Origin of the sequence: Peribacillus sp. FSL E2-0159, assembly GCF_038643155.1 — a bacterium.
GTDB lineage: Bacteria > Bacillota > Bacilli > Bacillales > DSM-1321 > Peribacillus > Peribacillus simplex.
In genome coordinates, this window is sequence record NZ_CP152053.1 from 5,523,392 (window position 1) to 5,541,200 (window position 17,809).

Below are 17,809 nucleotides of genomic sequence, written 5' to 3' on the forward strand. Positions count from 1 at the left end.
ATTTTGTAGTACCATCATACTCAAAGAAGATAATATCATTAGGATTGTAGCCATAAGATTCCTTGGTGACAGATAAACGAATGGCCCCTTATTTTTTAAGGGTCAGTAATCCCTTTTTTTCTACATCGTAGTGTTCCTTACACCCTTCAATCAGTACAAATAAAAGAGCCTAACACAAAGTGTCAGACCCTTTATTGTTAGGCTAACTATTCAATTAACGAAGTAACTGAAGAACGCCCTGCGGTTGCTGATTTGCTTGAGCTAGCATTGCTTGAGATGCTTGCGCCAAGATAGAGTTTTTAGTTTGCTCCATCATAGTCTTAGCCATATCTGTATCACGAACACGTGATTCAGCAGCAGTCAGGTTTTCAGAAGAAGTACCTAAGTTGTTAATAGTGTGCTCTAAACGGTTTTGGTTCGCACCTAGTTTAGAACGTTCAGCTGATACGTTATCAATTGCTGTTTGGATTTTTGTGATAGCCGCTGATGCATTTTTAGCATTTGAAACATCCAGGCCGGATTCAACACCTTTAGAATCTGTACCATTGCTTACATTTGTAGTTGCAGTGAATCCATCGCCAGTACCAGTCAATCCAAGATTGCTTGCACGCATGTCACCAATTTCAAGTGTCAGGCTTTGGTTTTCGTTTGCACCGATTTGGAATTGAAGACCAGCACCTTTTTCAACAGCTTCTTTAGCTTCTACAGCTGCTTTTCCTGCTGTATCTTCTGTGAATGTTGCACCTGTTGGTGCTGTCGCAGATTCAAAACCTGTTTTTTGAGTTAAAACTAGTTTACCTGAATCTTCACTTGCATTGTACTTAGCTGACAAAGTAGCATCTGCATTCACTAAAGCAGCTAATTCAGCAGCATCACTAAATTCGCCTGCACCTGGTGTACCGTTATAAGTAAATGATTTTCCATCAATCTCAATGTCGCTTGTACCCGGTGTAAGGGAATATACACCAGCAACAGCAGGAGCAGCTGGTACTGCAGGTTGAGCTGCAGTCGCTGAATCCTTAGAACCATTCAATAATTTCTGTGTATTGAATTCAGTAGTGTTACCGATACGGTTGATTTCAGATGTTAATGAATCCATTTCCTTTTGGATTTCTCCACGGTCACTAGTTGTATTAGTATCCGTTGATGCTTGTGTAGCAAGTTCACGCATACGTTGAAGGATGTCAGTCGTTTCGTTCAATGCACCTTCAGCAGTTTGGATCAAAGAGATGGCATCTTGTGAGTTACGTGATGCTTGGTCCAATCCACGGATTTGTCCACGCATTTTTTCAGAGATTGCAAGACCGGCTGCATCATCGCCTGCACGGTTGATGCGCATGCCTGATGCAAGTTTCTCCATTGATTTGGATTGTGCATTCGTTGCACTTGATAATTGACGGTGCGTGTTTAGAGCTGAGATATTGTGATTGATAATCATTTATGTTTCCTCCTTGAGTCTTAAGTCCCCACGTCCATGTGGTTGTTTACGATGGGCAGTGAATAAGTCGGCCGCCTATTTCACTGTCCATCGTTGTATATTTAATATCGACCTGCTTGGAAACATATTTAGCGGATTTAAGATTTTTTCTTGAAATACTCATTTATCCCATCCAGAAAATTGGTTTCTGTTTTGGAGGCTTTTCTATTTTCCTGCTGGATGGAAAGGTAGACTTCCTTCCTATGGATATAGACGTTTTTAGGGGCATTGATCCCCAGTTTGATCTGTTCCCCCTCGACGGACAGGATCGTAATTTCGATATCATCGCCAATCATGATCGCTTCATTTGGTTTTCTGGTCAATACAAGCATCATTTCCCCCCCTGTTCTTTTAGAGGTTCAAACAGTCTGTGCTTTGTACGATATTCACTAGCGTTCATGATAAATTGCTTTCCGACTTTTTTAGGCCCATTTATGATGATGGGAGCCTGGAGATTTGCCGTCGTTTCATTGAAAGGGTCCTGGATCGTTAAGATGACGAAAGTGATGACTTCCAGTTCCGTTTCAATTTGTAAAGAAGATAACACCTCATCCGTAAGTTTCACTTCGTAATCATGAAACACTTCAAAAGGGTCTGTCACAATGAAGGCATTCTCTTTTGTTTCTATCGATTGCAGGACGAAAAATGGCGTGTCATCCAAGGTTAGCAAGCAAAACTGTTTTTCTTCTAAAAATCCTGGTATCCCGCTTTCAAATACATAAATCTCTTTCTCTGCCATTTCGATTTCACCATGAAATTTTGTTTGTATGATCATCTATGTTTTCACTACCCTATCTCTTCCGGAAATAAATTGATGAAATCTATATCCAGCGCATTTTTTTGTAGAATTTCGACATCCACACTGCCTGGTGTGCATGTATGGTTCGCCCTATTGATTTGAGCATCGATGATCGGTTTTTGAGCGGATGCTTCAATCTTCACTTCGGCTGGCTGGTAGTCAAGCTTCACGCTGGATGGAGATGGGATCCAGCCGAGATTGAACTGCTTCTCATTCCCTTTGCTGTTTTGCTTGGCCTGTTCAGCGAGTGGGTTACCTCCATTTTCAATATGCCTCAGCTCCGTTCCCTGCTGGGCACGTCTTGCCATACCCGCCAGCCAATCTTGATATCCCTGCTGCGCAAATTCATCGACTCTTCTTGAGAGGCTTTTCAAATCCATGTCTTCCCTTGCTTGTGACTGATCGATCATCAGCTTGCCCGGGGTCGTTTGAATCTCCAGATTTGCTTGCGGCTGTTCGATTGATTGGACCGCCGCCTTCTGTTCGATTTGCTGTACAGGCTGTTCTATATTCAATCCAATCTTCATTGGGGTAGATTGCAATCTAATTTGTGGAATCTGCATCATCAACACTCCTTATAGAAAAAAGCTATCCATTTAAGAATAGCTTAGCGAAGAAAATCCAATAAACTCGGTTGCATGATTTTTGCTCCGATACTTAATGCAGCACTATGGACACTTTCCTGGGTCGTCAAATCCATGATTGCCTTCTCGATATCGATATCCTCATTTTTCGAAAGGATTTCAGTGGCAAAAACCTCCTGCTGCTTGAGACGGTCCGTCATCAGCTCAATCCGATTCTGCCTTGCGCCAACCTGGGCCTGCATGCCTAAGAAGGTATTTATCGTTGCGTCAAGTCCTTCAAGCGTGCCGCTCACGTCGCCGCCGTTTTCCAGTGCATCGATTGTTTGGTCGATGTTTCCGCCTGAAGCAAGTGCATCTCCAAAAGTCTTGGAACCATCCGTATTGATTTTAAGCGAAATCCCGGAAAACACTTCAAGGTTTATGTCCCCTATACCATACACCGTATTTCCATCCCCATCTTTAACGGACGATGGTCTTACATTCGTATCCTGACCGTTGAAAATATATTTCCCGCCTATTTGTGTGTCGCCAAGAGTTATGAGATGTTCCTTTAATTGTTTAATTTCTTCAGTTATGGTTTTCAGTTGTTCGCCTTCATACGTCCCATTGCTGCCTTGAACCGTTAGCTCACGAATCCGCTGCATGGCGGAAACCGCTTCAGTAATGGCATCATCCGTGCTGTCGATCCAATTGGTCGCCTCGGCAATGTTGCTTTGATATTGCCCTATTTGATTGAGATTTGTCCGGTACCCCATTCCCATCATGGCTGCAACAGGGTTATCGGATGGTTTGGAGAATTTTTTTTGAGAGGAAACCTGCTCTTGCAGCTTGGACATCTTTTCGTAACTGCTGCTTAAATTGCTCAACATATTATTGGTTAGCATCGATTGCGTTACCCGCATGTTCGTCCCCTCCTATTATCGGCCTACTGTACCCATTCCGTTTATGATTTTATCGAGCATTTCATCCATCATCGTCATCATTCTTGCAGATGCGTTGTATGCCTGCTGGAATTTAATCATGTCAGTCATTTCTTCATCAAGGGATACGGAACTGACAGACTCCCTATTTTGATTGACTGAGGCAGCAAGCACGACAGAGTTGGAAAGGTTCTTTTGGGCGCTTTGGGAATCCACACCAAGCTTTCCGATGATACCGGAATAATAAGTGTCGAAGCTACCTGTCAATTCGTTAGAGTTTTGGTCTTTAGTCGAGTAGTCACTAAACGCCTTCTTTTTAAGATCAGCCAGGAGTTTGGCATTTTCATTATCTCCGGAGGCCCCTCCGCTTTTACCGCCAGCGGCAATTTTTGTTGGATCTTTTACGATTTCACCATTCACCTTGATACTTTGGGCGGCACTCTTACCAGGTTCAAGTTCAAAGAAGTTCAATGTTGAATTGTTGTCATCACCTAAGGCATAACCTTGTTTATGGATGGCATTGAACTCATTCACAAAAGCCGTCGTCATATTATCGAGCTTTTTCAGCATATCAGGATACGCTCCGCCGAACGTGCCATCAGCCTTCTTATAGCCGAAGCTTTTGATCAAACCTGATAGTTCACCCGAGAATTTGTAATCGGTCAATGCTTTCGAACCAAACTTCAATCCGTCTACCATACCTGTCTTTTTATCATGGCTAACCTCAACTTTCGAAGTTCCCACCATCCCGGTTTGGTTAACACTGACTAGATTGATGGGCGGCGCAAAAGACGAACCGTCTTCTTGCATCAATTCGATGTTGTATAGCCCTGTAGCGACATCGCTGGCTCTGCCGTAATCCGTTGGAATGACGTTATTCACTTTAATGCTGATAAGCTGTGAGAGATTGTCTACGAGTACATCACGTTTATCATAAAGGTCATTGGGGATATAACCATGCGGCTCCACTTTGCTGATCTGTTGGTTAAGCTGATCGATACTGCTGATGAGGGTATTGATTTCGTTCGCTTTGACGTTTATCTGATTGCCGATATCCGTTTGAACGTTCGTTAGCGAGTTGTAGTAGTAGTTTAAGGTATCCGCGACCATGACGCCCGTCGAGGCAACGACTTCACGCGCCCCGGAGTTTTCCGTATTCGCCGTCAGCCCCTGCAGCGAATTCCAGAACTTCTCCATTGTGGCGGCTAATCCGCTGTCGGTCGGTTCGTTCATGACGCCTTCCATTTTCGTCAGGGATTCACTCATGGCCCCGTAATAACCGATTTTATTACTTTGTGTCCTGTATTGTGCGTCCAGGAAACTGTCGCGGATCCGTTGAACCGTTTCAGCTGCCACCCCTGTCCCGATTTGGCCGGCAACGCGCGGGCTGTTCAATCCGACAGTAGGGAAGCCCGGCGTCTGGACCAGATTGACCCTCTGCCTTGAATATCCTAATGTATTGGCATTGGCCACGTTATTCCCTGTTGTATACAAGGCCCCTTGCGAGGTGGATAATCCTCGTTTGGCAGTCTCAAGACCCATAAAGGTTGAAATCATTTGCTCGCACCTCCATCTTTTTTCTGCTTCTTATGCTTTGGAATCAAACATTCCCATGCCGATTTTCGCCGTTTTCCTAACCGAATCGCCGTAATTCAGGTTCTGGTTCTGAGGCCTCAGAATATCCAAAGAGACATTGATGAATTGAAGGGACTGATAGATTAATTGCTGATTTAAACCGTTCCGCTCCTTCAGCTTTGCCACTTCATCAATCAATTCCGCTTTTAGCATTTCAAGGACTTCCGTTTCTTCTGGTCCTATCAGTTCCGTTACGGTATGGATGGAGGCCGGCTGTCCCACAGTACCATTTGCGCCAAGAAATTCCTCGACTGCCCTTTCTCTTTCCTTATCCGTTTGACTGATTGCTTTAATATGCTTTTGTTCCGAAATCAGCAGGGCAGTAATTGCCTCGGTATCATTTGCTTTCAAAATGGCCGTTTTTCTTATCGCTAATTGATTGAAGCTCTTATGAAGCTTGATCAATTTTTCAAGCGATCCGATGATGTTCCGTGCAGACATTTTGCTGCCTCCTCCGCTCATAAATGAAGGACGGAAAATGGCTCCGTCCACAACATTCAAGCTTTCATTGAAAATTCATTTCCGGTAAAAATCGATGAGACCCTTAGCCGTTGCTTGTGCATTCAATTTATAATTTCCTTTTTCAACTTGGATTTTCAGTTCGTCCACTTTTGCTTGTCTTGCAGCAAGAATCGAAGATGATTTCTGCATTTCTTTTGCCGCTGAAGAAATTTCAACTTTATCCGAGGATTTGACCTTGGATTCTTTGATATTCCCCGTTTTATTGGCTTGAAGATTATAAGGGTTAACACCTGTCATACCGACGTTATTGATTTTCATATTCCAGATCCTCTCCTTCAGTTGATTTTATAAATCCCATTATGTTTCAATACTTAACACATGAAAATGGCTCTGGACTGTGTTATTCTCCCTATCTTTATTATCGACAAGGAATGGATTTCTTTAATTGTTTCCTGCAATCTTTCCTTCGACACCCATTGTCGAATCTTGTTCTCAATATCGAATATTTTAACAAATATCGCATCATGTTTCCATGATTCATCCCTTTTGTTCATCCTTCATGTAGTACGTATTTTTTTTATCATTTCCCTGAATTTCATTCAGGCGCTTTTCCTCATTTTCAAATGCCTGCAAATCCGATCGCAGTGAATCGCCGCATTTGCCGCATAACCTTCCGCTCTTTATGTTAGCGCCGCACTTTTCACAGGGAACTCCTAGATTGGGAAACTGCGCCAGCTTACCGATTCTCACAAATTTAATTATTAACGTTTCTTTAACGCCAGTGCCCTTAACCACCTGCGTCATGGATGCCGTTCTATTTATTTTCTTGCGAATATATGCATACACTTTATCATATTGGGCTTCTTCTTCTTTATAACAGGCATCGCATACATCACGGAATTTCGTCATAACGAATAACGAATTACAGTTTGGACAGTTGAATACTTCTATCGAGGCCCCTCCTTCACCATCACAGCGATTATTCTTCAGTACTGTATATATCGAATAATCCTAGCGATACTTTAGGATGTTTATTAAAATAAGCTGTTTCACCTAGCCAGGGTGATGGATGATACTTCTTTGGCCCCAGCCGTTATTAAGGCTTTGGCTGCATGCCTGAGAGTTGTGCCTGTTGTGTAAATGTCATCGATGATCAAAATAGATTTATTCTCCAGCAAATCAGATTGCATGGCCTGAAAAACCTGCGGTAATGACATTCTCTCTTGACGTGATTTTTTTGATTGTTTTTCCGTATGGATTCTTGTCAAGATCTCAACCGTGTGAAGTCCAAGAAGATCTGCCAAAGCCTGTCCCTGGTTGAATCCCCGCTCCCTAAGCCGTTCATGACTAAGCGGGATGGCCGTTACCAGGTCAAATTCCATGTCCTTTAGCCTTTCTTTCAAAAAAGGGACGAAAACCTCAGCTAATACATAATCTCCCCGGTACTTATATTTAGCAATAATATCTTTTAAGTATTCATTATAATGAAATAGCGATATGTTCTTCGACAAATAGCCTCCCCATTCCCTATCCCTTTCCCATCTTGAACAATCCAGACAGAGGTCACCGGTAGTATGATCCCCGCCCAGCTCCCTTGAGCACATTGAACACGTTTCTCCGGTTATCCTATTAAGTTTCCCCTCACATCCTGCGCAGATTGCCCTTGCCTCAGCCCGCGCAAAAAGGCTCCTCCATGTCAATGCTTGCTTCATTCCTTCATCACAAACAAGGCATCTATTCATCCAGCAGCCCCCTTTTCCTGGCATCTTTATTCATCATTTGTATATGGCGAATCGCCTCGACCATCGCTTTACTTTTACCGTAATGAAAAAAGGTGATCGTCCCGGCAGGGTTAGCAAAGCTTCTTCCTACCCTGCCAGCTATCTGAACGAGGGCACTATCAGAAAACACTTCATGTTCAGCACCAATCACGGCTACTTCCAACCGCTCAATTGTCACGCCGCGTTCCAGGATTGTCGTGGTCAGTAATCCTGGAACCATTCCATTCCTTAGTGCCATTACTTTTTCCTTTCGATCAGGGTGCCGGGAGTGGACAATCGATAATTTAGGGGACAGCTTTTGAAACAGCGGAATGACCTGCTCCATCACTTGAATGCTTGGAAAAAACAATAGGAAGGGGATATTACGCTTAAGGCGTTCACTTACCCATCCGTTGATTGCGAGGGGAATGTTTTTTTGAAGAAATTGTTTTTGCCAATTGCCGCTCCACTTCATTTCAGGGACCGGAATTGGCTGACGATGATAACGGGCCGGGATTATGAAGGCTTTCAATTTGCCGCTTCGATATAACCGCTGCATCCGTTTCGAAGGTGTGGCGGTCAAGTAAATGGTTGCCGCAGAAACCTTTTTCGATTTATTAACCGCATAATGCAGCGATTCATCAATTGAGTAGGGAAACGCATCGACTTCATCAACGATGATGACATCGAAAGCTTCAATAAAACGGAAAAGCTGATGTGTCGTGGAAACGGTTAGCGGCGAAAAACCATGTCGATCGGCACTGCCGGCAAAGAGGGTCGTGACTTCAATCGCAGGAAAAGCTTTTTTTAACCTCGGGGAGAGTTCGAGAACCACATCGGTCCGCGGTGTTGCCAAACAAATCCTTTTCCCGGAATGCAAAGCTGCCTCAATCGCTGGAAATAGGACCTCCGTCTTCCCTGCCCCGCATACAGCCCATACCAGAAATTCATCTTTTCCTTTTACGGCTTCAACGACACAGTCGGAGGCATTTTGTTGACCTTCCGATAAAGTGCCTGCCCACCTCATTACATTGTCAGGAATCGTAAACCGAATGCTGGGACCGGTCCACCTATAAAGCATTGCACATTCACTGACCCGTCCCATCATGATGCATGAGCGGCAGTAAGTGCAATCTTGCTTGCAAATCTTGCAAGGGAATGTATAAAACAAAGTTTGTTCTTTATTACCGCAGCGTACACAGTGATAACTGCCATTTCCGGATTGCACGCCGCAAGTTTCCGAGACATACCCATTCTTGAGGTGCTCTGCGAGGAGTTCTTGGGAGAAGGGGATTTCGAAGGCCAAAAGATGTTTGCCGGTGAGATGGTTCTGAAGTTTCGGGGAATAAGGGGGGGAAATGCTCATTTTTTCCAAACTGCAACCTCCATTACTTGATAAATTAGACTCCTCCTTATCATTCGCTTTTTACTCCCGGATTCCTTTTTGCTCCATAAAAAAATGCCTTTCACTTAGGAAAGGCGTCACAGCTTAAATTTTATACCAGCCCATCCCCATTGAACCTTCGCCCAGATGCGTTCCGATTACTGGACCGAAGTAGCTGATGTCGAATTCGACATTTGGGAACCGAGCTTCAAGTTCGGCTTTCCAGTCTTTAGCTTCACTTTCCCGTTTTGCATGAATAATGACGGCTTTATATTTCTCGCCGCTCGCCGCGTCTTCTCCAAGTAAATCGGCAATCCGTTTCATCGCTTTTTTTCTAGTACGGATTTTTTCGAATGGGACGATGACTTTATCAACAAAATGGAGGACCGGCTTCACTTGAAGCAGACTGCCAATCAATGCTTGGGCACTGCTTAAGCGTCCGCCGCGCTGCAGATGGGATAGGTCATCTGCCATGAAGTATGCCCTGACCGATGGTTTCATTTCTTCGAGCCTATCCATGATTTCTTCTGCACCTTTACCATCAAGTGCCATCTTTGCCGCCTCGATCACGTAAAACCCCTGTACCATGCAGCTGATTTCCGAATCAAAGGCATGAACCCTAATTCCCTCGACCATTCCACCTGCAGATACCGCTCCTTGATACGTTCCGCTGATGCCGCTCGATAAATGAATGGAAATAACATCATCATATTCGTTTTGCAGCTCCTCGAACTTCTCGACAAACTTCCCGATTGGAGGCTGTGAAGTGGTCGGCAATTTCTCCTGCCTCTTTACTTCCTCATAAAACTCATCCGCAGTAATATCAACTTCCTCCCGATAAGCTTCATTGGAAAAAATAACATTAAGCGGCATCATATGTATATGTAAACGATCACGTATTTCCTTAGGGATATATGCAGTGCTATCTGTTACGACTGCGGTTTTCATAATAGTACCATCCTTATAAAAATTTACTCTGTTTCATATTCACCATTCTATCTGAAAATGCCTTTATTTGCATTAAATAGCATTCTTCATTACCAAAAATATGAAAACATAAATTTGAATATAGTCTTCCCTCCAACAAAAAAATCCAGCCCTTCAGCACGCATTGCGGAATCTGAAGAGCCGGACTTATCAAACGCTTTAATTACTTCACTTCTACCCAGCCGTTTTTAATAGCTAGGACAACCGCTTGTGTACGGTCATTCACATTCATCTTCTGAAGAATGTTACTCACATGGTTCTTGACTGTTTTTTCACTGATATATAGAGTTTCGCCGATGGCACGGTTGCTTTTCCCGTCCGCTAAAAGTTGAAGCACTTCACATTCGCGTCGAGTCAATAGGTGAAGCGGCCTTCTGATTTCTATTGTATGTACGGAATCACGATCAGCACCCTCTTCAGCTGCTAAGCGGCGATATTCTTTAACTAAATTATGGGTCACCTTCGGATGAAGGTATGAGCCGCCTTCAGCAACTACACGCACAGCATCAATCAACGCATCTGCGTCCATTTCTTTCAACAGATAACCTTGTGCTCCTGTTTTCAATGCGTGCTGCACGTAGTTTTCATCATCATGAATGGAAAGGATGATCACTTTTGTTTCTGGGTAACGATTCACGAGCATTTTTGTTGCTTCGACCCCATTCATGTTCGGCATGTTGATATCCATGATAACAACATCAGGTTTATGTGTTTCAACGAGATCCATAGCTTCGCTTCCGTCATCACCCTCGGCAACAACATCAAAGGATGATTCAAAATCTAATATGCGCTTTACGCCTTCACGGAAAAGCTGATGGTCATCGATAATGATGATACTAGTCTTCAACGGCTTCTTCCTCCTAGTTTCTATTTAATATGTCTAATCTCTATAATTTATAAATGGTAGGGAATTTGTATAAATACCAAAGTGCCTGCCCCCGGTTGTGAATCGATCGTCATTTCACCTTCCAGCAGCTCGACTCTTTCTCTCATTCCTACCAAGCCAAATGAACCTTCTTTTTGAATCGAAGAGTCAAACCCCTTTCCATCATCTTTGACGACGACGGTCACCATCTCTTTGGAAATGGACAATTTAACTTGAACCTGTTTCGGGTCAGCATGCTTCAATGAATTTTGTACAGCCTCTTGAACCAGCCTGAATAAAGCGACCTCCATATCGGAAGGAAGCCTTTTGACCTGTCCAAGGTTGACGAAATTCAGATTCACGCCATTATTATAGTCTTCGGTCGTTTGCAGGTACTTTCTGAGGGTAGGTACAAGGCCTAAATCATCAAGCGCCATAGGGCGAAGGTCATAGATGATTCTGCGCACTTCATATAAAGCATTCCTTACCATGACCTTTAAACTGCGGATTTCCACTAACGCTTCATCCGGACCTCTCTCCCGTTGCACTCGTTCTATCAGGTCTGAGCGCATCATGACGTTTGCCAGCATTTGCGCCGGACCATCATGAATTTCCCGTGAAAGCTTTTTACGTTCCTGCTCCTGGGCTTCGATTATTTTCAGGCCGAAGTCCTGTTTGCGTTTCGCTTCTTGAAGGGCTTCTCCCACAAATTTAAGATCCTGCGTCAAATAATTCTGCACTACCGATATTTGCGAGACGAGATGCACCGCTTTATCTATCGTCTGCTGTAAACCCCTTAACCTTAACTCAAGCTCATCCCGGCGATTACGGAGCTCTTTCTCCAATTGCCGGTTAATTTGTAAATCGACTTGGAGCTTATGTGCCCTTTCATAAGCATCGCGCACCTGTTCTTCAGAAAAATGGTTGAAGTGCATACTGACTTCTGAAAGCCTTTTTCGAGCAAACCTGGCTTTTGAATCCAGTGCATCGCTGTCGGTTATCACAATGGCAACCCTGATTTTCACATCATCAAGCTGTTTTGATAATGACTCGAAATCCTTTCGGCATTGTTCGCCGATATCAAAGACTTCATCCTTACTTTCACTAACAGTGCTCACCATTGTTTCTAAGATCTTGTCCAATGCTTTAGCATCAACCTTTTTTATGGACATTAAGATCCCTCCACTTAAATCAAAAGACTTAAACAATTTATTGTCTTAAAGACTATGTATATGGAAAAAAGTTCTTTTCCTTTTTCATGAATGGTTAAATTTCAGGAAACTTTTGTATGAAGTAACCTTCATGAACATATTGTACCAAAAAAAGATTAAAAATACGTTAATTTCCTTTTATGATTCCCATAAAATGTACATATTTACCATACAACTCATATTCCCTGCCATTAAGTCTGCCTATTAAAGGCAGAAAGCCATTTCTATTATCCTAATACAAAATATCCTGTTCAATCAACGGGATATTCCGCTCCATTGATTATCATATGAAACAGATGCATTTATTAAATGGCAAAATCCTTGAAATGAGAGGACACGTTAAGGTAAAGCCAGGATAATGGCACAGAACTCAAGTTTTTCCTACAATGTTATTCTTTTAAGCATATATGACCAGCTAATAACAATAACAGGCAATGAAATTAATTATAACACGTACAGCTTTTTCTTATATTAAAGTTTCTTTACACATGCGGTATGTAAATGAATCGTCATTGCCACTTTTTCCGCAAAGCCTTATAATAAATCAACTAATAGGAAGTACGAAGGTGGAATAGTAATGCTCACTCAATATTTAACGGTGGCAGGCCGCGGCGAACATGAAATCGTCATTGAAAAATCCCGTTTTATTTCCCACATCGCCCGGGTCGAAACCGAAGATGCCGCACAGGCCTTTATCCAGGAAATCAAGAAAAAGCACAAAGATGCTACACATAATTGTTCAGCCTATATGATCGGGGAACAAAATCAAATCCAAAAAGCCCTCGACGATGGAGAACCGAGCGGAACCGCAGGCGTCCCTATCCTAGAAGTGCTTAAGAAAAAAGAACTGAAAGACACCGCTGTTGTGGTCACACGGTATTTTGGCGGCATCAAACTTGGTGCTGGCGGTCTCATTCGCGCTTACAGCAAAGCGACTTCAGAAGGAATAAATACCACTGGTGTGGTCATCAGAAAACTAATGCGGGTCATTTCGACAACGGTCGACTATACCTGGCTTGGAAAATTGGAAAACGAATTGCGATCTTCCATTTATCAAATAAAGGAAATTCAGTACCTTGATCAGGTCAATATTCTTGTATATGTTGAGGAAACACAAAAAGAGACATATACCGCTTGGATTACAGAGCTGACAAATGGTCAAAGCCACATCATTGAGGAAGAAATGCTTTATTTGGAAGAGAAATTCGCCTGATATACTCCTGCATATTTTTCCTTTTTTATGCTGTAATATAATTGAAAAGAAATATTTATTTTACGAAATTATTAAATCATTGTAAAATTAGGTGTAATATATGACGAAAAATAAACTGCAGGATTCGAAAAATAGCGATATATGTCTGATGTTCGTTATTTAAAAGGAGAATAAAAAGATGTCTACTACTAGGCGTGTTTATAAAATTAAAAAAACAAAGAAAAAAAGGCGAAAGAGGCTTTGGTTATTGCTTGTTCCCCTGCTGGTACTTGGTCTGGGAGCTTCTACGTATGCTGCAACCCTGTATATGAAAGCCCAGAATGTATTCAATGATTCCTATGACCCTGTAGAAGCATCAGCAAAGCGAGAAGCAGCGATCGACCCGCTCGAAGATAATTTCTCGATCCTTTTCATAGGAATCGATGATAGCAAGGACCGTGACTTAAAAGGAAATTCCCGCTCGGATGCTTTAATTCTGGCCACATTCAATAAAGATCAAAAATCTATAAAACTATTAAGCATTCCACGTGATTCATATGTTTACGTGCCAGCCAAAGGCGTAACTACGAAAATCAACGCGGCCCATGCAGCCGGCGGACCAAAAGCGACGATGGACACCGTCGAGGAGTTATTTGATATCCCTGTCGATTATTATGTTCGCATGAACTTTAATGCTTTCATCGATGTCGTAAATTCATTGGATGGTATCGAAGTCGACGTCCCTTATGAAATGTATGAAATCGATTCACATGACAAAAAGAATGCCATCCATCTCCAAGAAGGATTACAGACCGTTAATGGTGAAGAAGCATTAGCGTTTGCACGGACACGTAAAAAGGACAGTGATATCCAACGTGGTGAGCGTCAGCAGGAAGTCCTAAAAGCCATCATTGCCAAAGCAACCTCTGCTGGATCACTGACGAAATATACAGACGTAATGGAAGCTGTCGGTGACAATATGACAACGAACCTTAAATTCTCACAAATGAGAGGTTTCATAAAATATGTAACTACCGATAAAGGCCTCAATCTTGAAACCATCAAACTTGAAGGTCAGGATTCTACCATTAACGGAACCTATTATTACCAGCTGAATGATACATCATTAGCAAACACTAAGCTGTTACTTCAATCCCACTTGAATCTGGGATCAGATGAAAGCAATCAAACTGAATCAGTTCAATCACAAATACAAGAATAAAGTGCCCCCCCACTCATCATGAGTGGGGGGTTCCTTTTTTGATGCATTCTGCCCCATATCGTTATCTTATATGAAATCACATGCTGCGCAGGTAGCCTTTATATGATCAAGCCCTCCAGTTAGCAGCAAAAAAAAGCCACCAACCGTTATTTAAACGATCGGTGGCTTTTCATATATACACTAGCGAATTTAGCTAATCTAGTAATCTATTTCCCAAAAAATCATGGCTTGTTTTTAAAGTTGAGCATCTTAAGCAACGGCTGGTAGTTTGAATTGACCAAACCAATTTTCTCCACAAAAATTTCTATGATCAGCAGGAGTCCCGTTACAAGGATCAAAGCTCCCCACACCGTTGCAAATTGAAAGATTATTGCCGCTAAGCCAAAGCAAGCAGCTAAAGCGTAAATGAGCAAGACAGTCTGCTTATGAGTGAATCCCAAGTTTATCAAACAGTGATGTAAATGGGATTTATCAGCAGCCGAGATCGGCTGTTTATTGACGACCCTGCGGATAATCGCGAAAAAAGTATCCGAAATGGGAACACCCAAAATGATGATCGGTACGATCAATGAAATCATCGTAACGTTTTTAAACCCTTGCAGGGACAGAACGGCAATGATGTAACCTAAGAATAATGCGCCTGTATCTCCCATGAAAATCTTTGCCGGATGAAAGTTATATTTCAAAAAGCCAAGAGTGCTTCCAATCACGATCAATGCTACCATAGCAACAAATAGGTCCCCTTTAATAAGGGCCATTGTTGCAATTGTCACTAATGCGATCGTTGAGACACCGCCTGCAAGACCATCCAGTCCATCTATTAGGTTAATTGCATTAATGATGCTGACAATCCACAAAATGGTTATCGGTATACTTAAAACACCAAATTCAAGTGTATCTATAAAGAACGGCAAATTGATGAATTCCACTTCAAGACCGCCCCATAATACGATAATGAGGGCAGCCAAAACCTGGCCCAGGAATTTGGGTGCAGCTCTTAATTCAAAAATATCATCTGCCATCCCAATCAAAATGATGACAAGAGCTCCCACCAGAAGGGGCAACTGCTCCCAAAAATCATTCATGAGGGGCAACTGCTCCCAAAAATCATTCATGAAAAGTAAGAAAGTAATGAAAAAACTCAAAAATATAGCTAAACCGCCCATGCGCGGCATAACTTTACTATGCACTTTTCGCTCATTCGGTTTATCGGTAGCTCCTAATTTAAAGGCCAGCTTTCCGACAAAAGGAGTCAAAAAAATGGATAATAAAAAGGATACCAACAAGGATACCAACAAGGCCCCTATTAACATCAGGAACGACATCAAAAACCACCTCAATTCAACTAAAAATCTAATACCCGTAACGATCTATAAGAAAACCTATATATAAATGCTTATTTTAATTTTTCATCCTCAAATAAACATTATATACGTTATTGGCTAAAATCTCTATAGAAAAGTTGTTTTTTGCAAATTTTTGTAAATCCGCCCCTATCTTTGTCAGGTTCCCGGATTTTTTTAATTCTAAAGCATTGCAGATGGCCAATTTCAGCTGTTCGATATTGCCGATATCCGTAATCCAGCCCTTGCCCCGATCGGGAATCAATTCCTTTACACCGCCGACATCACTTGTGATTACCGGAAGACCCGATCTTGCTCCTTCAAGTAAAACCAGTGGAAAACTTTCGCTTAAGGAAGTCAATAATGTGATATCCCCCAACGGGTAGATTCGATCTAAATCTTCACGATACCCTAAAAAGTACACGTGATCTGATAATCCCTTTTCCGAGACCATCTCTTCCAAAGCGGATCTCCTGCTCCCGTCCCCTGCAAGCAACAGCTTTACATGGGGGAACTCTGATACAACTTCACTTAATGCTTCTAAAGCAAATTCATGACCTTTCACCGGCTCAAGCCTTGCAGGCATGATGACGATGAAATCGTCTTTCCCAAACCCAAAATCTTCTCTTTGAAATGGGAAAGGCAATTCCTTTTCAAAGTCAATTCCGTTTAGGATCTTTGTTATTTTGGACGAATGGATTCCTTGGTCAATCAAGTCCTGCTTAAAGCGGTCGGAAACTGCCAGTATATGATCGGCATATTGAAATGACCTTACATGAAGGCCCGTAAACAATTTCCCTTTTACACCCTGCCCCAAAAAGTCATGATGAGGTGAACTGTGAACAGTAAGAAGCCAAGGGCATTTAACGAGGCGCTTTATAAAGGCACCATATATATTCGCCCGCGGACCATGTGTATGGATGATGTCTATATTATTTTGACGGATAAAGTCCCTTAAAGGTTTCAAAATTGAAAGGTCATATTTGGAATGCTGCTTAAAAAGTTTGGTTTGTATCCCGGAGGACTTTGCCCGCCGGTAAAGTTCACCGTCTTCAAATAAACCAAGCAAACACTCCTCTTTATTCAATTGGTTCAGTAAGGACATAATATGAAACATACCGCCGCCAGTTTCATTACCAGCGTTTAAGTGCAAGATTCTCATCCAGTCCACTCCTTATGTTCAGGAACGCTGCACCGTTTTCCTTAACCGCCTAACCTTTAATACGAATCTCGGCAGAGCAAGCATCCGTTTCCACCGTGAAGGTTGCTGGATCAGTCGGTACAACCATTCAAGACGCATCTTTTGCCAGAAAACCGGGGCGCGGTTCACCTTTCCCGCAAGGACATCAAAGCTTCCCCCAACTCCCATGAATAACCCCTTATTGAATAACGCATAGTGCTTGGAAACCCATTTTTCCTGCCTAGGGAACCCTAATGCAGTCAATATGATGTCAGGCTCGAGTTCCGCTATCGACTTAGGCAGGGTATTATCCTTGATATCAATGTAACCATGGTTGTATCCCACCAACTCGAGTCCCGGGTATAATTCTTTTACTTTCAGGGCCGCTGCTTCAATCACGTTTTCCTCCGCTCCAAGCAGGTATACCTTCAGCGCTTTTTCATCAGCTACCCGAAATAATTCATTCATCAAGTCGAATCCTGTAATCCGCTCTTGTAAAGGTTGATTTAGCCATTTAGAGGCCATAATAATACCAACGCCATCCGGAGTGATGTAATCAGCCGATATAATGATGTCTTTATAATCCTGATGTTCATTTGCATACTCAACTATTTCCGGATTTGCCGTAACGATAAACGTTTTTTCCTGATTCATCAATCTTGGATAGATCATTCCATTCATGAATTCATCCATATTGCTATCAATGAATGGTATGGATAGTATCTCAACAAACTTTTCTGTCATTTCACTTCAGCCTTTCATATGTACTATACATCTAAAGGGTGGGG

19 protein-coding genes are annotated in these 17,809 nt (G+C 42.4%); 2 read left to right on the forward strand and 17 right to left on the reverse strand.

The window, feature by feature from the left end; all coding sequences use genetic code 11:
- Positions 1-214: 214 nt before the first annotated feature.
- From NYE63_RS27075 to NYE63_RS27140, 14 genes are all read right to left on the reverse strand, one after another.
- On the reverse strand, positions 215-1,438 hold the full coding sequence (locus NYE63_RS27075) for a flagellin (RefSeq protein WP_342603480.1): 1,224 nt from the start codon (positions 1,436-1,438) through the stop codon (positions 215-217).
- A gap of 137 nt (positions 1,439-1,575) precedes the next feature.
- Complete coding sequence (csrA, locus tag NYE63_RS27080; protein ID WP_342603481.1) at positions 1,576-1,809, reverse strand: carbon storage regulator CsrA; 234 nt, start codon at positions 1,807-1,809, stop codon at positions 1,576-1,578.
- Complete coding sequence (gene fliW, locus NYE63_RS27085; protein WP_342603482.1) at positions 1,809-2,252, reverse strand: flagellar assembly protein FliW; 444 nt, start codon at positions 2,250-2,252, stop codon at positions 1,809-1,811. Before fliW ends, csrA begins: the two co-directional genes overlap by 1 nt.
- 11 nt (positions 2,253-2,263) lie before the next feature.
- Positions 2,264-2,839, reverse strand: coding sequence for a DUF6470 family protein (locus tag NYE63_RS27090; protein ID WP_342603483.1), 576 nt, complete (start codon positions 2,837-2,839; stop codon positions 2,264-2,266).
- A gap of 44 nt (positions 2,840-2,883) precedes the next feature.
- Positions 2,884-3,762, reverse strand: coding sequence for a flagellar hook-associated protein FlgL (flgL, locus tag NYE63_RS27095; protein ID WP_342603484.1), 879 nt, complete (start codon positions 3,760-3,762; stop codon positions 2,884-2,886).
- A 15-nt stretch (positions 3,763-3,777) separates the two neighbouring features.
- Positions 3,778-5,337 carry a flagellar hook-associated protein FlgK gene (flgK, locus tag NYE63_RS27100; protein WP_342603485.1) on the reverse strand — a complete coding sequence of 520 codons (1,560 nt, stop codon included), beginning with the start codon at positions 5,335-5,337 and terminating at the stop codon, positions 3,778-3,780.
- Positions 5,338-5,367: 30 nt separating this feature from the next.
- Positions 5,368-5,856 carry a flagellar protein FlgN gene (locus NYE63_RS27105; protein ID WP_342603486.1) on the reverse strand — a complete coding sequence of 163 codons (489 nt, stop codon included), beginning with the start codon at positions 5,854-5,856 and terminating at the stop codon, positions 5,368-5,370.
- A 75-nt stretch (positions 5,857-5,931) separates the two neighbouring features.
- Entirely contained in the window at positions 5,932-6,195 is a 264-nt protein-coding gene (gene flgM, locus NYE63_RS27110; protein WP_342603487.1) for a flagellar biosynthesis anti-sigma factor FlgM, read from the reverse strand.
- Between the two features lie 219 nt (positions 6,196-6,414).
- A complete protein-coding gene (locus tag NYE63_RS27115; RefSeq protein WP_342605879.1) occupies positions 6,415-6,879 on the reverse strand; it encodes a TIGR03826 family flagellar region protein in 465 nt (154 codons plus the stop codon).
- Positions 6,880-6,926: 47 nt separating this feature from the next.
- Positions 6,927-7,619: a ComF family protein gene (locus NYE63_RS27120; protein WP_342603488.1), complete on the reverse strand. Its 693-nt coding sequence runs from the start codon at positions 7,617-7,619 to the stop codon at positions 6,927-6,929.
- Entirely contained in the window at positions 7,612-9,003 is a 1,392-nt protein-coding gene (locus NYE63_RS27125) for a DEAD/DEAH box helicase (RefSeq protein WP_342605880.1), read from the reverse strand. Before NYE63_RS27125 ends, NYE63_RS27120 begins: the two co-directional genes overlap by 8 nt.
- A 123-nt stretch (positions 9,004-9,126) precedes the next feature.
- Positions 9,127-9,969 carry a DegV family protein gene (locus NYE63_RS27130; RefSeq protein WP_342603489.1) on the reverse strand — a complete coding sequence of 281 codons (843 nt, stop codon included), beginning with the start codon at positions 9,967-9,969 and terminating at the stop codon, positions 9,127-9,129.
- 202 nt (positions 9,970-10,171) lie between these two features.
- A complete protein-coding gene (locus tag NYE63_RS27135) occupies positions 10,172-10,855 on the reverse strand; it encodes a response regulator transcription factor (RefSeq protein WP_101223770.1) in 684 nt (227 codons plus the stop codon).
- Between the two features lie 47 nt (positions 10,856-10,902).
- Entirely contained in the window at positions 10,903-12,045 is a 1,143-nt protein-coding gene (locus tag NYE63_RS27140; protein ID WP_342603490.1) for a sensor histidine kinase, read from the reverse strand.
- Between the two features lie 616 nt (positions 12,046-12,661).
- On the opposite strand from NYE63_RS27140, the gene NYE63_RS27145 reads away from it, so the two are divergent.
- Positions 12,662-13,297 carry a YigZ family protein gene (locus NYE63_RS27145; protein WP_342603491.1) on the forward strand — a complete coding sequence of 212 codons (636 nt, stop codon included), beginning with the start codon at positions 12,662-12,664 and terminating at the stop codon, positions 13,295-13,297.
- Positions 13,298-13,475: 178 nt separating this feature from the next.
- Complete coding sequence (locus tag NYE63_RS27150) at positions 13,476-14,498, forward strand: LCP family protein (RefSeq protein ID WP_342603492.1); 1,023 nt, start codon at positions 13,476-13,478, stop codon at positions 14,496-14,498.
- Positions 14,499-14,719: 221 nt separating this feature from the next.
- On the opposite strand, the gene NYE63_RS27155 is transcribed toward NYE63_RS27150, so the two are convergent.
- The 3 genes from NYE63_RS27155 to NYE63_RS27165 form a co-directional block, all read right to left on the reverse strand.
- A complete protein-coding gene (locus NYE63_RS27155; RefSeq protein ID WP_342603493.1) occupies positions 14,720-15,823 on the reverse strand; it encodes an MraY family glycosyltransferase in 1,104 nt (367 codons plus the stop codon).
- A 76-nt stretch (positions 15,824-15,899) separates the two neighbouring features.
- Positions 15,900-17,003 carry a glycosyltransferase family 4 protein gene (locus NYE63_RS27160; RefSeq protein ID WP_342603494.1) on the reverse strand — a complete coding sequence of 368 codons (1,104 nt, stop codon included), beginning with the start codon at positions 17,001-17,003 and terminating at the stop codon, positions 15,900-15,902.
- An 18-nt stretch (positions 17,004-17,021) separates the two neighbouring features.
- Positions 17,022-17,765, reverse strand: coding sequence for a WecB/TagA/CpsF family glycosyltransferase (locus NYE63_RS27165; RefSeq protein WP_342603495.1), 744 nt, complete (start codon positions 17,763-17,765; stop codon positions 17,022-17,024).
- Positions 17,766-17,809 lie beyond the last annotated feature (44 nt).